15 protein-coding genes are annotated in these 13,957 nt (G+C 66.3%); 7 read left to right on the top strand and 8 right to left on the bottom strand.

Annotation, left to right across the window (positions count from 1 at the left end):
* Positions 1-48 precede the first annotated feature (48 nt).
* From ACFVWG_RS19800 to ACFVWG_RS19780, 5 genes are all read left to right on the top strand, one after another.
* The gene (locus ACFVWG_RS19800; protein ID WP_391544768.1) at positions 49-1,098 is read left to right on the top strand and encodes a LacI family DNA-binding transcriptional regulator; all 1,050 of its coding nucleotides are present in this window, start codon (positions 49-51) and stop codon (positions 1,096-1,098) included.
* Positions 1,099-1,201: 103 nt separating this feature from the next.
* Positions 1,202-2,503: an extracellular solute-binding protein gene (locus ACFVWG_RS19795; protein ID WP_391544767.1), complete on the top strand. Its 1,302-nt coding sequence runs from the start codon at positions 1,202-1,204 to the stop codon at positions 2,501-2,503.
* A 26-nt stretch (positions 2,504-2,529) separates the two neighbouring features.
* Positions 2,530-3,441, top strand: coding sequence for a carbohydrate ABC transporter permease (locus tag ACFVWG_RS19790; RefSeq protein ID WP_391544766.1), 912 nt, complete (start codon positions 2,530-2,532; stop codon positions 3,439-3,441).
* Complete coding sequence (locus ACFVWG_RS19785) at positions 3,438-4,319, top strand: carbohydrate ABC transporter permease (protein ID WP_391544765.1); 882 nt, start codon at positions 3,438-3,440, stop codon at positions 4,317-4,319. The genes ACFVWG_RS19790 and ACFVWG_RS19785 overlap by 4 nt, the downstream gene beginning before the upstream one ends.
* A gap of 246 nt (positions 4,320-4,565) precedes the next feature.
* Complete coding sequence (locus tag ACFVWG_RS19780) at positions 4,566-4,868, top strand: hypothetical protein (protein ID WP_391544764.1); 303 nt, start codon at positions 4,566-4,568, stop codon at positions 4,866-4,868.
* A 140-nt stretch (positions 4,869-5,008) separates the two neighbouring features.
* Here the strand turns inward: ACFVWG_RS19780 and ACFVWG_RS19775 are convergent, their stop codons facing one another.
* Genes ACFVWG_RS19775 through ACFVWG_RS19740 form a run of 8 tightly spaced genes read right to left on the bottom strand, consistent with a single transcriptional unit; the run spans position 5,009 to position 12,009 of the window.
* Positions 5,009-5,371: a YciI family protein gene (locus ACFVWG_RS19775; protein WP_391544763.1), complete on the bottom strand. Its 363-nt coding sequence runs from the start codon at positions 5,369-5,371 to the stop codon at positions 5,009-5,011.
* Between the two features lie 45 nt (positions 5,372-5,416).
* On the bottom strand, positions 5,417-5,872 hold the full coding sequence (locus tag ACFVWG_RS19770; RefSeq protein ID WP_391544762.1) for a carboxymuconolactone decarboxylase family protein: 456 nt from the start codon (positions 5,870-5,872) through the stop codon (positions 5,417-5,419).
* Positions 5,873-5,903: 31 nt separating this feature from the next.
* Positions 5,904-6,680, bottom strand: coding sequence for a sugar phosphate isomerase/epimerase family protein (locus ACFVWG_RS19765; RefSeq protein ID WP_391544761.1), 777 nt, complete (start codon positions 6,678-6,680; stop codon positions 5,904-5,906).
* Entirely contained in the window at positions 6,680-7,504 is an 825-nt protein-coding gene (locus ACFVWG_RS19760; RefSeq protein WP_391544760.1) for a carbohydrate ABC transporter permease, read from the bottom strand. Before ACFVWG_RS19760 ends, ACFVWG_RS19765 begins: the two co-directional genes overlap by 1 nt.
* On the bottom strand, positions 7,494-8,438 hold the full coding sequence (locus tag ACFVWG_RS19755) for a carbohydrate ABC transporter permease (RefSeq protein ID WP_391544759.1): 945 nt from the start codon (positions 8,436-8,438) through the stop codon (positions 7,494-7,496). Before ACFVWG_RS19755 ends, ACFVWG_RS19760 begins: the two co-directional genes overlap by 11 nt.
* Before the next feature lie 3 nt (positions 8,439-8,441).
* Positions 8,442-9,749 carry an ABC transporter substrate-binding protein gene (locus tag ACFVWG_RS19750; protein WP_391544758.1) on the bottom strand — a complete coding sequence of 436 codons (1,308 nt, stop codon included), beginning with the start codon at positions 9,747-9,749 and terminating at the stop codon, positions 8,442-8,444.
* A gap of 33 nt (positions 9,750-9,782) precedes the next feature.
* On the bottom strand, positions 9,783-10,958 hold the full coding sequence (locus tag ACFVWG_RS19745; RefSeq protein WP_391544757.1) for a mandelate racemase/muconate lactonizing enzyme family protein: 1,176 nt from the start codon (positions 10,956-10,958) through the stop codon (positions 9,783-9,785).
* 13 nt (positions 10,959-10,971) lie between these two features.
* Positions 10,972-12,009, bottom strand: coding sequence for a hydroxyacid dehydrogenase (locus ACFVWG_RS19740; RefSeq protein ID WP_391544756.1), 1,038 nt, complete (start codon positions 12,007-12,009; stop codon positions 10,972-10,974).
* A 96-nt stretch (positions 12,010-12,105) separates the two neighbouring features.
* Between ACFVWG_RS19740 and ACFVWG_RS19735 the strand changes: the two genes are divergently transcribed.
* Both ACFVWG_RS19735 and ACFVWG_RS19730 read left to right on the top strand, forming a co-directional pair.
* Positions 12,106-12,987: a LysR substrate-binding domain-containing protein gene (locus tag ACFVWG_RS19735; protein ID WP_391544755.1), complete on the top strand. Its 882-nt coding sequence runs from the start codon at positions 12,106-12,108 to the stop codon at positions 12,985-12,987.
* A gap of 17 nt (positions 12,988-13,004) precedes the next feature.
* Complete coding sequence (locus ACFVWG_RS19730; RefSeq protein ID WP_391544754.1) at positions 13,005-13,955, top strand: SDR family NAD(P)-dependent oxidoreductase; 951 nt, start codon at positions 13,005-13,007, stop codon at positions 13,953-13,955.
* Positions 13,956-13,957: the final 2 nt, after the last annotated feature.

Here is a 13,957-nt window from a genome sequence, read left to right as displayed (position 1 = left end):
ACACCGGGAAAGTTTCGACAGGCCGTGAAAGGTGTGAGAATGTCCGGCATGCGAGCCACCGTGAAAGACGTCGCGAAACTGGCCGGGGTCTCCCCGAAGACGGTCTCCAATGTCATCAACGGTGTGGTGTTCGTCCGGCCGGAGACCCGGACCCGGGTCGAGCAGGCGATCAGCGAACTCGACTACGTGCCGAACATGAGCGCCCGCGGCCTGCGCAACGGCCGGACCGGCATGATCGCCCTCGCGCTGCCGGACCTGCTCCGGCCGTACTCGGCCGAGATCGTGCACCTCGTCGTCGAGCTCGCCCACGAGCGCGGCTGGGGTGTGCAGATCGAGCAGACCGCGGCCGAGCCCACGCGTGAGTTCGAGCTGCTGTCGAAGGCGCGGGCATACCTGGTCGACGGCCTGATCCTCAACCCGGTGAACCTCGACGACAGCGCCGTACTGTCGGCCGGTCCGCTGCCGCCTCTGGTTCTGATCGGCGACGTCGACCAGGACCTGGTCAGCCAGGTCGCGATCGACAACACCGCTGCAGCCCGCGACATGACCCGGCACCTGATCGCGAAGGGCTGCCGCCGGATCGCCGCCGTCGGTACGCCGGAAATCCCGCGCGGCTCGAGTGGCGCCGGCGTACTGAGTGGAGCAGCAGAAGCCCCCGGTACGGCGGCCTCCCGGCTGCGGACCGCCGGCTATCGCGCAGCGCTCGAAGAAGCCGGTATCCCGAACGATCCGGCCCTGGAGATCGGACTCGACCGCTGGCGTCCCGAGGGCGCAGCCACCGTGGTCGGCAAGTACCTGGCTGACCATGAGCTCCCCGACGCGTTCTTCTGCTTCACCGACACCCTCGCCTCGGGTGCCCTGTCCGCGCTGTGGGGCGCGGGCGTCGCCGTACCGGGTCAGACCCTGGTCGCCGGGTTCGACAACGTGCTGGAGAGCCAGTTCATGATCCCGCCGCTGACCACGGTCGACTTCGACCGGCGCGCGTTCGTCGGCGCAGCCCTGGAGCTGCTCGAGGAGCGGATGGCGGACAAGAACGCCGCACCGCGCCGCGTGATCGTCCCGCACCGGATCATCGAGCGGGTCAGCACCACCCGCTGACCAGCAGTATCGGTTGGTGCGGGAATCCGGCAAAACAAACACAAACACTTGTCAACGCATTCCAACGATGTAATCATCCAGGGGCCCTGCGAAGGAGACCTGAATGAGTGCGTTGGACCAGCATTTCTCCCGGCGCCGGTTGCTCGGGACGGCGGCCGCGATCGCCGGTGGCGGTGTACTGCTCGGATGCTCACCCGGAGCGTCCCGGTCGGCCGCCGACCTCAGCTACTGGCACCTGATGACCGGTGGAGACGGGATCGTGATGGCCGGCCTGGTGGACGCCGTCAACGCCCAGAACCTCGGCTTCCATGCGACCCAGACCGTGCTGGCCTGGGGCCCGCCCTACTACACGAAACTGGCGATGGCCTCGGCCGGCGGCCGCGCGCCCGATCTCGCGATCATGCACGCGTCACGGATCGCCGGGTACGCGCCCGGCGGCCTGCTCGAGCCGTGGGACCTCGACCTGCTGGCCGAGGTGGGCCTGCACGAGAGCGACTTCCCGCCGCTGGTGTGGCAGAAAGGCCTGTACGACGGGAAGCTGTACTCGATCGCCCTCGACACGCATCCCTTCGTGCTCTACTACAACACCGAGCACGCGGAGAAGGCCGGAGTCACCGACGACCTGCACACGCTGAAGTCCCCCGAGGAGTTCACCGAGGTCGCGCGCAAGCTCCAGAAGGTGACCGGCAAGCACGGACTGTCCTACGGCTATCTCGGCGACGGCTCGCAGATGTGGCGGCTGTTCTACACGTTCTACCGCCAGCAGAACGCCGAGATGAAGCTCGTGCCCGGTCAGAAGGCACAGGTCGACGAGGCCGCGGCGGTCAAGGCCCTCAAGTTCGTGCAGTCGTTGCTCGACGACACGATCGCCACGAAGGCCGGAGACGGCGGTACGGCGACCAGTGAGTTCCTGCACGCTGAGAGCGGCATGCTGTTCGGTGGTGTCTGGGAGCTGCCCCCGATCAAGGATGCGAAGCTGCCGTTCGACGCGATCCCCATTCCAACGCTGTTCGGGACCGACGCGGCGTACGCGGACTCGCACACGTTCGTGCTGCCACGCCAGTCGAAGATCGATCCGGTACGGCGTAAGCACACGTACCAACTGGTCGCGGAGATCCTCAAGCGCTCGGTGAAGTGGGCCGGCGCCGGCCACATCCCGGCGTACCAGCCAGTGGTGAAGAGCTCGGAGTACCAGGCGCTGAAGCCGCAATCGAACTACGCGGGGATCCCGGAGTACGTGAACTACGACCCGGACGCGTGGTTCGGCGGCGCGGGCAGTGACTTCCATCGGTACTTCGCCGAGAACGTGCAGAACGTCTTCCTCGGCAGCGGGGATCCCGCCGCCGGGTTCGAGGGCTTCGTGAAGCGGCTGAACGTGCTGCTCGACCGTCCGCAGCCGCTGTGAGCGGGGTCGCGGTGAAAGGGGCCGATGTGACAGAGGCCGATGTGACAGGGGACGGGAAGATGCCGACCACCCGGCGCGGGGAGCACCTCACCGGATGGGCGTTCGCGGCACCGTTCGCCGTACTGTTCGCGCTCTTTCTCGTGGTGCCTGCGGTCTACGGCCTCTACCTCAGCTTCACGGGGGAGACGCTGACCGGATCTGGTGGCTCGGTGATCGGTTTCGCGAACTACGCTGAGGCGCTGACCGATCCGGACATGTGGCACTCGCTCGGAAACACCTTGTGGTTCACGGTGTTGAGCACAGTCCCGCTGGTGATTCTGTCGCTGGCGTTCGCGTTGCTCGTGAACCTCGGACTGCCGGGGCGATGGTTGTGGCGGTTGTCGTTCTTCCTGCCGTACCTGCTGGCCTCGACGGTCGTAGTGATGTTCTGGTCGTGGATGTACAACCCGAAGCTGGGGCTGATCAACGGCGCCCTGGCCGAGTTCGGGATCGGGCCGGTGGCGTGGTTGCAGGATCCGAAGGTCGCGATGATCTCGGTGGTCATCACCACGCTGTGGTGGACGATCGGTTTCAACTTCCTGCTCTACCTTGCGGCATTGCAGAACATTCCGGAGCAGCAGTTCGAGGCGGCCGCGATCGACGGAGCCGGTAAGTGGCGGCAGCTGTTCTCGATCGTGATCCCGCAGTTGGCGCCGACGACCGGATTGATCCTGACGCTGCAGATCCTTGCCTCGCTGAAGGTCTTCGACCAGATCTACATGCTGACCAACGGCGGTCCGGCCGGCTCGACTCGTTCGCTCGTGCAGTACATCTACGAGTCGGGCTTCACCGGCTACCGCTTCGGTTACTCGTCAGCGATCTCGTACCTGTTCTTCGCCATCATCGTGCTGGTCTCACTGGCGCAGTACAAGCTGATCAACCGCAGGAGTGCCGCATGAGTAGCTACACGTTGTCCCGGGGGATCAAGCAGGGGCACAAGCCCGGGGAGAATCCGTGGAGTGTCTCGCGGATGATTGCCCTGCTGGTGCTGGCTTTCCTGGCCGCGACCTGGCTGGTTCCGTTCGCGTGGTCGGTGCTGACGTCGCTGAAGAGTGAGGCGGACGCCGGTGCTTCGTCGATCAGCCTGAATCCGCCGGATGGTTTGGGATTCGATGCCTATCGCAAGGTGCTCGCCGCAGGCGATATTCCTGCCTGGGCGTGGAACAGCTTGCTGACCTCGGTCGCGATCACACTGATCACGGTCGCGACGTCGGCGCTTGCCGGGTACGCATTCTCGCGGGTCGACTTCCGTGGCAAGCGTTGGTTGTACGCCGCGATCATTGCGGCGATCATCATTCCGCCGCAGTTGCTGATCGTCCCGCTGTTCCGGCAGATGCTGGCCTTCAACCTGGTCGACACCTATTGGGGAATCATCCTGCCGCAGGCGTTCGCGCCGGCGATGGTGCTGATCCTCAAACGTTTCTTCGACCAGATCCCGGTCGAGCTCGAGGACGCGGCGCGGGTGGACGGCGCGAACCGGCTGCGGGTGTTCTGGTCGATCGTGTTGCCCTTGTCACGCCCGATCCTGGCGGCGGTCGCGATCTTCGTCTTCATCGGTGCCTGGAACAACTTCCTGTGGCCGTTCATCGTGACCACGGACGCCGACCTGATGACGTTGCCGGTCGGTCTGCAGACCGTGAAGAGCGCGTACGGGTTGCAGTACGCACAGAACATGGCCTCGGCGATCCTCGCGGCATTACCGCTCGTAGTGGTCTTCCTGTTCTTCCAGCGGCACATCATCAAGGGCATTGCGACGACCGGATTCGGTGGCCAGTAAGGCAATGCGCAACGTTTACGTGACGCGACAACGTCCGCACGATTACTGGACATCGGTTCCGGAACGCGGGATTCCTGAACTCATCCCTTGAAAACCTCGTCACTCTCAGCAAGGCTTCACGGATCACTTCCGCGTCGTATCCGGGAGCGGGCATGACGGGGGAGTGTGTGGCCACGTGGAGACACGCGGCCACGCCAAACCGCCCTCGGGGGTTGGTAACGACAAGAAGGGGGACGTGTGTCAGCGATGACAAGGCTCGTCGAGCAGTGCCGTGATGTGAGGAGTCACGGCAACGAAGGTCTCGGACGGGCTTCGATCCAACCGGCGGTCTGCACCGGCATCCACGAGGTGACCTCGTCGATTCCGTCGGTCCAGCCGCGACGCGTGGCATTGCTCAGACTGAGTAGCGGTCTGACCACCACGCTGCGCCTCGACGAAGGTGCCAAGGCACCGGAGCGAGGCGCGACTGTGTACGTCCGGGGTGGCCGGGGGATGGGCGACGAGCCCGTCTCAGGTGGGGTCATCCTCGCGTCGGCCCACCCCAGCTGACCACGAGTCAGCTGACAACAAGGTCCAGTCCAGTGGACTGAATCAGTGACTCGCCGGTCTCAGGTCCCAACGCCGAGCTGAGGCCGGCAAGTCCCTGCCGAGGTCCTACCAGGTCTGTCCAGCAACACTTTGCGCTGCGATCAGTCGCGTGCCGCGTCGGGGATGGGAGCGGTCAGCGCACGGACCTCGACGGGCGAGAAGCGCGCTTCCGGGAGCCGCGCCGCGAGTTCCGTTGCGCGCTCCAGCGAGCACTCGACCAGGTAGTACCCGGCCAGCACCTCCTTGGCCTCCGTGAACGGCCCATCGGTCACCGCCGGCACGCCGTCCCGCAGCCGCACCACGCGCGCACCGGCCGTCGTCAGCCCGTCGGAGGCAACGAACTCCCCGGCCGCCCGCATCTCCTCGACCAGCGCGCGATGGGCGCCGTACACCTCATCCATCCCTTCGGCGCCCATCGCCTCCCAGGTCTCACCATTCCCATAGATCAGCAGCATGTACTTCATCCCGCCAACCTACCGACTCACCCGGTCGCGGTCGCCGGCGTGGAGTTACCAGGTTGCGCCGGCGGGGGCGCGGGTCACCGCGTTGAAGCGGTTGAACATGTTCGTCAGACCGATCATCAACAGAATCGCGGACAGCTGCTTCTCGTCGAAGTGCTCAGCAGCAGCCGCCCACGTCGAGTCCGACACCGCATCGCCGCGGTCGGCGATGCGGGTCGCCTCTTCGGCCAGCGCCAGTGCGGCGCGCTCGGCATCGGTGAAGAGGTCGGATTCGCGCCAGGCCGCGACCTGGTGCAGGCGTTCGTCGGTCTCGCCGTTCTTCAGCGCCGACTTGATTCCGCCGTACACGCAGGCCGAGCAGCCGTTGATCTGGCTTGTCCGCAGGTGCACGAGCTCCAGTACCGGACCCGGCGCTCCGCCTTGGTGGACGGCCTTGAAGAGGTTCTGGATGCCCTTCATGGCGTCCGGCAGGAGCACAGTCGGGTTTGGCATACGAGCAGTCATGGGAGGTACTCCTGGTTCCGTTGGGGTGTCTTCACTCCCTCGACGGATCCCGGCCCCAGGATGTGACAGCGGTCTGCAGATCCTTCCGGACGCGGTCCTCGACCGATACGGTCAGGTCCGAATACTGCGCCGTCAGGCAGATCGGTCCGTCGTAGTTCACCTTCACCAGAGCAGCGTGTACGGCGTTCCAGTCGGCCAACCCGTCGTCGGCCTGACCGAACTGGGTCTTCCAGCCCTCGTCAGTCTCGACATACTTGGCGTTCTTCAGGTTCACGATGCCGAGCCGATCGGCGCCGAGCTCGATCGTCACCTCCGGCTCATCACCGGCCAGGGCATCGTGAGCCGCATCCCAGACCAGCTTGAACCGATCCGGCAGTCCATCCAGCAACTGCAGCACACCAAGCGTCGACGGGATGAACCTGCCGTGATGCGGCTGCACGCCGACCTCGACGTCATACCGCTCAGCCAGTACGACGGACTCCTCCAGCTGCGCACGATTCCGCCGTACCGAGGCTGCGTAGCCGTCGGGACCGAGCGGCGCCATGATCCGGATCATCGGTACGCCGGACGCGGCGCAGGCGGCGAAGACCGGTTCGGTGAGATCGGAGGCGACGCTGATCGGCTCGATGCCCTCGTCGCGGAGCTGCTTGGTGAACGTCGGCAGCTCCGCCTCGGCCGTCGCCGTCGTGACATAGGCCGTGTCCCGGACCGGGACCTCGGCGCCGGCGAACCCGAGCCCGGCAATCAGCCGGCCGAGCTCGTCGCCGGGCAGACCGGCCCACGGTTTGGTGAAGACGGACCAGATCATCAACGGCCTCCCAGCCCACTCATGGTGATACCTCGGACGAACCAGCGCTGTGTCAGGAAGAACAACACGATCAGCGGGACCGTGGTGACGGTCGCGGCCATCAGCAGCAGGTTCCACTGAGTACCGTTGGTGTCCTGGAACACCTGCAGCCCGACTGACGCCGTACGGGTCGCGTCACTGTTGGAGATGACGAGCGGCCAGAGCAGGTTGTTCCACTGGCCGATGAACTTGAAGACCGCGAGGGTCGCGATCGCCGGTACGGCGAGGGGCACGATCACTCGGACGAACGCCTGCCAACGGTTCGCGCCGTCGAGACGAGCCGCTTCCTCGTAGTCGCGGGGGATGCCGAGGAAGAACTGACGCAGCAGGAAGACGCCGATCGCGGTGAACGCGTGCGGCAGGATCATCCCAGGCCAGGTGTCGATGCCGTGCAGTTTTGCCACCAGGACGAACTGCGGGATCAGGGTGACCTGGGACGGGATCATCAGTGTGGCCAGGTAGATGCCGAAGAGCCAGGTGCGGCCGGGAAAGCTCAGCCGGGCGAACGCGTACGCCGCGAGGGCGGCCGTCACGGTCTCCAGCAGAGTGGTGCCGGCCGCGAAGTAGATGGTGTTGAGCAGATACTTGCCGAGCGGCACGAGTTCGAAGGCTCGGGTGAGGTTCTCCGGGTGCCAACTGCTCGGCCAGAACGTCGGCTTGGCGGCCATCGACTCGGCGTCGGACTGGAACGCGACCAGCACCATCATCACGACGGGGACGAGGGTGAGCGCGGTGACGACGAAGCAGGTGAAGACAACGAGCTTCTTACGGACGTCAGTTGTCATAGTGCACCAGCTTTCGCTGCATGGTGAACTGGGCCGCGGTGATCAGCACGATGAACGCGAACAGCACCAGCGACTGGGCGGCGGCGTACCCCTGGTCGTAGTTCTCGAAGCCGGTTCGGTAGATGTACATGACGAGCGTGGTCGTGCGCGTGCCCGGGCCGCCGTTCGTCATGATCAGCGCCTGGTCGAAGACCTGGAACGAACCGATGATCGAGGTGACGATCACGAAGAACAGGGCCGGCGACAGCATCGGGAGCGTGACGTGGCGGAAGGTCTGCCAGCTCGTCGTACCGTCGACCCGGGCCGCTTCGTAGAGCTGTTGCGGGATGGCCTGCAGGCCGGCCAGGAAGACCACCATGCCGAAGCCGAAGCTCTTCCAGACACTCATCAGGATCAGTGCGGGCATCGCCCAGTGGTCCGAGATCAGCCACTGCGGGCCGTCGATCCCGAACCATCCGAGCACGGCGTTCACCAGGCCGTCGTGCGGGATGTAGAGCCAGATCCAGACGAACGCGACCGCCACCGTGATCGTTGCGTACGGCAACAGCAGCAGCGAGCGGAAGACCGCGATGCGCTTGAGTCCTTGGTTGAGGAGCAACGCGAGCAGGAGGCTGACCAGCATGGTCAGCGGCACGCTCACGAGCGTGAAGTACGCCGTATTGCCGAGCGCGGACCAGAAGGTCGGGTCAGGTCCGAGCCGCGCGAAGTTGCGCAGGCCGACCCATGTGGGTGGGCTGAACAGGTTCCAGTCCAGGAGTGAGATGACGCCGGCCGCGACGACTGGACCGGCGGTGAAGATCAGGAAGCCGATCAGGCTGGGCAGTATGAACAACCAAGCGGTGAGCGACTCGCGGTTGCGCCATCTGGGCGTGGGCTTGGATGTTGGCGTCAGCGTCGGTGCGGCGGCTGCGGGTGGTGCGGTGTCGACGGCCATGGGTCACCCCTTCCTGGCCGTGGCTTGGCGGACGGTGTCCTGGTGCTGACGCATCAGGATGTCCAGGCGTGGAGTGAGACCGGCGATCGCGTCGCTCACGGTCACCTGGCCGAGGAACGTGCGAGGGAGGTCCTGGCCGAGAAGCTGCTTGACCTGGTTCCAATTGGTGGTGACGTCGAAGGGGTGACCACCGGCGGCCTTGCCGGCCAGGATGTCCTGGACGATGCCGAGGTTGTCCGGCGGCGGCTGGAACGCGCTGCCGGCGCTGAGCCGGGCCGGGTTGTTGCGGCCGGCCTTGGCGTAGATGTCGAGGGCGCCGGTGCTGGTGAGTGTCTTGAGCAGCTTCCACGCGAGGTCGAGCTCGGCGCCCTCGCGTACCCCCGACGGAATTCCGAAGCTGGACCCGGACACTCGCGGCGTGCTCCCGGCGTCTCCGGCCGGGAACGGGATCACGTCCCAGTCGAACTTCGCCTTGCGCGCGTTGACGACCTGCCACGGGCCGTTCTGCATGAAGGCGACGTTGCCCTGGATGAAGTTGGCCAGCGAACTCTCGGTGACCAGGTTCTTGATCGGCGGCGTCACCTTGTCCTTGACGAACAGGTCGATGACGAACTGGATCGCCTTCATCGCCTCAGGTGCGTTCAGGATGTTGCGGTCGGCGGCAGCATTCATGACGTTGCCGCCGGCGCAGTAGATCCACGACACCAGGTCGTCGATCGCGGGCGCGCAGGTGAAGCCGTACTGGTCCTTGCCGGTCAGCTCCTTGGCCAGATCGCGGAAGGTTGCCCACGGCATCGGTTCGGTGCGGGAGGGGAGTGGGATGCCCTGCTTCTGCAGCAGCGTCTTGTTGTAGAACATGACGGTCGGGGCGACGTCGAAGCCGATCGCGTAGGTCTTGCCGTTGAAGCTCGAGATCTGCCGGCTGGTCGGGTAGAAGTCGTCCAGGTGGAAGTCCGGGTCGGCGGCGATCAGGTCGTCGAGCGGCCGGTGCGCACCGCGGGCGGCGTACGTCGGGATCAGGGTGCCGTTGATCGCGGTGACCAGGCTCGCGGTACCGCTGACGAGTTGCAGGTCGAGTTTGGTCGGGTAGCCGCTGGACGGGGTGAGGGTCGGGACCGACTTCACGCCGAGCTGCTGCTCGACGTACTGGCTGAAGTCGTCCCAGACCTTCTTCTCCGCGGCGCTGCTCGACCACATCGCCCAGGTCGCGGCGCCGCTCGGCGGACCGGTTGAGCATCCGGTGACGGCCGCCCCCAGGCCGGCCAGTCCGGTGAGTTCGAGAAAGCTGCGGCGGGACAGCTTGGCTGGCATAGCTCTCCTCGGGTGTTGCTGTTGCTGACGTGCTCAGTGGAAGGCGAGGTCGATCGACTCGGCGCGGATGCGCTCTTCGTCGACCTGTACGCCGAGGCCTGGGGCGGTGGGGACCGTTGCGACGGCCTTGGTAATGGTCAGTCCTTCGACATAGAGGTCGGAGAGGAGCTCCGGCCCGTTCAGCTCGGCGGGGAGTGCGAGCTCGAGCTGGCTGAACACGTGGAGCGCGGCAGCGAACGCGATCCCGCAGTCGGTGAGCCCGCTGGCGAGAATCTCGAGACCGCCGGAGAGCGCTGTCTGAGCGGTCTTGAGCGCGTTCCGCAGACCGCCGGACTTGCAGATCTTGACCACGACCAGGTCGGCCGCCTCCAGGCGGATTGCCCGGGCCAGGTCCTGGGCGGAGAAGCTGCCCTCGTCGATCGCGATGGGGAGATCGATCAGGCCCCGCAGCCGCGCCATGGCCAAGGTGTCGGTGCTGGGCACCGGTTGCTCGACGCAGTGGATGGTGTGGACGTCTTTGGTGCGGTCGAGCAGTTGCTTGAGAGCGCTCGGGCGGTAGGACTGGTTGGCGTCCAGCCAGAGCGGTTTGCCTCCGGCAACCTCGGCGACGGTTCGGATCGCGGCGGCGTCCGCGTCCAGGTCGCCACCGATCTTCACTTTGTACGCCGCATAGTCCGATGACTGGATGGCGTGCTCGCGAACCGTGTCCTGGTCGCCGACGCCGATCGCGGAACAGAGGGCGATCTCGTCGTGGATTTTACCGCCGAGGAGAGCGTGTACTGGGATCCCGGCGAGCTTTCCGGCCGCGTCGTGCATCGCGACGTCGATGGCGGCGCGGGCGAACGGGAACCCGTTGGAGACCGCGGGACTCAGCCGCTTGGCCGCGCGTTGGTGGAAGAGCTCGACGTCGAACGGCGTGAGGTCGAGCAGGATCGGGGTGAGGTGCCGGCGGATGATGACCGCCATGGTTTCCGCGGTCTCGTAGCTCCAGCTGGGGAGCGCTCTCTGCTCTCCCCACCCGACGACTCCGTCCTCGGTCGTCAGCTTCACGAAGATCACTGCAGCCGCCTGGTCCGGCCTGCTGTCCGGTGCACCCACCGCCCCGCTGCCCAGCACGAACTTCCGCGCGAACGGCACCGCGACCGGGAACACCTCGACCTGCCGAATCCGCGCCCCGCTCCCGAGCGCGCTGATAGCTTCTGTGCTCATCGGGCTCGTCCTCTCAGGCCGCGATCGACCAGGTGGCCGGGTCGACGAAGCTGGGGCCGCGGGTGCCGTGGTCGAGCCAGGCGAGTGCATCTCCGAGGACATAGCCGGCGAGGGCGAGGTGGCCTTCGACGGAGTCACCGGCGATGTGCGGACTGAGCAACAGGTTCTCGGCCCGGAGAACGCTCTCTCCGAAGCTCGGCGGCTCGGGGTCGTAGACGTCCATCGCCGCGTACAAGCGGCCGTCGAGGACGTGGTCGAGGAGGGCCTGCTGGTCGATCGCGGGACCGCGGGAGGAGTTGACCACGACCGAGCCGTCCGGGATCCGGCCGATCAGCTCGCGGGTGATCATGCCCTTGGTCTCCGGCACGTTCGGCACGTGGATCGTCAAGAAAGCGCTCTCTACCGTTTCTCCGAGCTCGGCCGTGCGCACCCCGAGCTGGGCAGCGCGCTCGGCGCTCAGATACGGGTCGTAGACGACGATGTCGCACCCGAAAGGCTTGAGCAGCGTGATCAACGCGCGGGCGGTACTGCTCGCGCCGACGATGCCGACCTTCGCCCCAGCGACCTCATGACCGCGGAACCCGGACTGCTTCCACCCACCGGCCCGGATCGCACCGTCGAACCGGGGGAGTCGCCGCGCCAGCGTAAGCATCGCTGCGAGGCAGTACTCACCGACCGACCACGCGATCCGTGGCCCGGCCGAGAACACCGCGACGCCTTGGTCAAGGATCGCCGGATCGATCAGGTTCTTCACCGTGCCGGCCGCGTGCGCGACCACCTTCGGCCCGGTTCCGTCGGACCACAGTTCCTTGCGGAGCGTCGGCGTACCCCAGCTCGTCAGGACGACATCCGCACCCGCCACCAACTCGGGTACGGCGGCAGGGTCGAGCGCGGCCGGCTTCGCCGGGTCATCGGCACCGGCGAGGTGCTGCTCGGTCGCCCACACCACCTCGAACCGCTCGTCGAGCAAGCGCCGCGTCGCGGCGTCCACCACATCGGCGGCCCGCGCGGGCGACATCAGCGCGGCCAGTCTCAGCCCAGAATTCGACACAGGGTCAGCTCCTCAGTTCCGTGGTGATCTCGACGGTAGGCGCTTTCCGTTATGCAGGTCCAAGCCCGATTTCGCATGAACCGATACCGTGCTGGCATGGATCTCTCGCTGCAGCAGCTCCGCGGGTTCGTCGCCGTCGCCGAGGAACTCCACTACGGCCGCGCCGCTCTGCGTCTGAATCTGACCCAGCCCCCGCTCACCCGGCAGATCCAAGGCTTAGAGCGCTCTCTCGGGGTCAAGCTGTTCGATCGGACCGGCCGGGGCGTGCGGATGACCGCGGCCGGCGACGCGTTCCTGGACCACGCCCGCCGCGTTCTTGCGCTGCTCGAGGTCGCGCCTGAGGCCGCGCGCCGCGCTGCTGACGGGACCACCGGAACGCTGCGGATCGCGTTCACCGCGATCGGCGCGTACGCCGTACTGGCTGATTTCCTGACCACGGTCGCCAAGCACGCGCCGGCCGTGACGTCTGAGCTCACCGAGCTAGTCAGTCCGGATCAGTTCAGGGCGCTCGCGGACCTGAAGATCGACATCGGCCTGGTACGGCCGCCGATCCCGGATCAGTTCGCGTCGGTACTCGTTCACTCGGAGGACCTGGTGCTCGCCGTACCGGAGAACCATCCACTGGCCGGCGGCGACGCCCCGGTGACCCTGGCCGACGTGACCGACGAATACATCGGGTACAGCCCGGAGGGATCGCAGTACCTGCATGACATCTGCGCGGCGATGATCGGCATGGATCGGTACGCCGTCAGTCAGTTGGCCTCGCAAGTCCCGACGATGCTCGCGTTGGTGCGGGCCGGGTTGGGATGCGCGCTGATCCCGCGCTCGATCATGGCGATGCGTGTCGAGGGCGTGAGCTACCGTGAGTTGGAGGCGGCTGACGCGCACTCGGTGACGCTGCACGCCTGCTGGAGTCCCGACAATCCGAACCCAGCTCTGCAGCGGCTGACGGCGAGCTTGACTTCGAGTGCGCTCTAGCTCGTAGTGTCCAAGGTATGACTGGACAGCACGCAATCGGTTCTGGGTTCGGGCACGACAGCACGGCGGACGAGGTACTCGACGGCATCGATCTGACCGGCAAGCTGGCGGTGGTCACCGGTGGCTACTCCGGCCTCGGCCTGGAGACGACCCGCGCCCTGGCGAAGGCCGGCGCCCATGTGGTCGTCCCCGCCCGGCGCCCAGACGCAGCGAAGGAAGCGCTCTCCGAGATCTCTGGCGTAGAGATCGACGAGCTGGATCTCGGTGATCTCAACAGCGTCCGCGCGTTCGCGGACCGGTTCCTGGCGTCGGGCCGGAGCATCGATCTGATGATCGACAACGCCGCGATCATGGCCGCGCCGGAGACCCGGGTCGGTCCCGGCTGGGAGGCGCAGTTCGCGACCAACCACCTCGGGCACTTCACGCTCGTGAACCGGCTCTGGCCCGCGCTTGCTGCAGGTGGTGGCGCTCGGGTGATCTCGGTGTCGTCGAGCGGGCACCGGCGTTCGGACATCCGCTGGGACGACCTGCAGTTCGAGCAGGGTTACGACAAGTGGCAGGCCTACGGCCAGGCCAAGACAGCAAACGCTCTCTTCGCCGTGCAGCTCGATGCCCTGGGCAAGGATTCGGGCGTGCGTGCGTTCGCGCTGCACCCGGGCGGCATCCTGACTCCGCTGCAGCGGCACCTGGAGCGCGAGGAGATGGTCGAGTTCGGCTGGATCGATGCCGAAGGCAACCCGCTGAACCCGGGCTTCAAGTCGCCCGAGCAAGGCGCGGCCACCCAGGTCTGGGCAGCCACTTCGCCGAAGCTCGAGGGTCTCGGCGGACTGTTCTGCGAGGACTGCGAGATCGCGGAGCTGTCCACCGACGACAGCCCGGGCGTGCGTCCGTATGCGGTCGACCCGGCCTCGGCAGCACGGTTGTGGACGGTGTCGGCGGACCTGACCGGGGAGAACGCGTTCCGGTAGGG

Source organism: Kribbella sp. NPDC058245 (assembly GCF_042882005.1).
Lineage (GTDB): Bacteria > Actinomycetota > Actinomycetes > Propionibacteriales > Kribbellaceae > Kribbella.
This window is presented reverse-complemented; position numbering and strand designations above follow the sequence as displayed.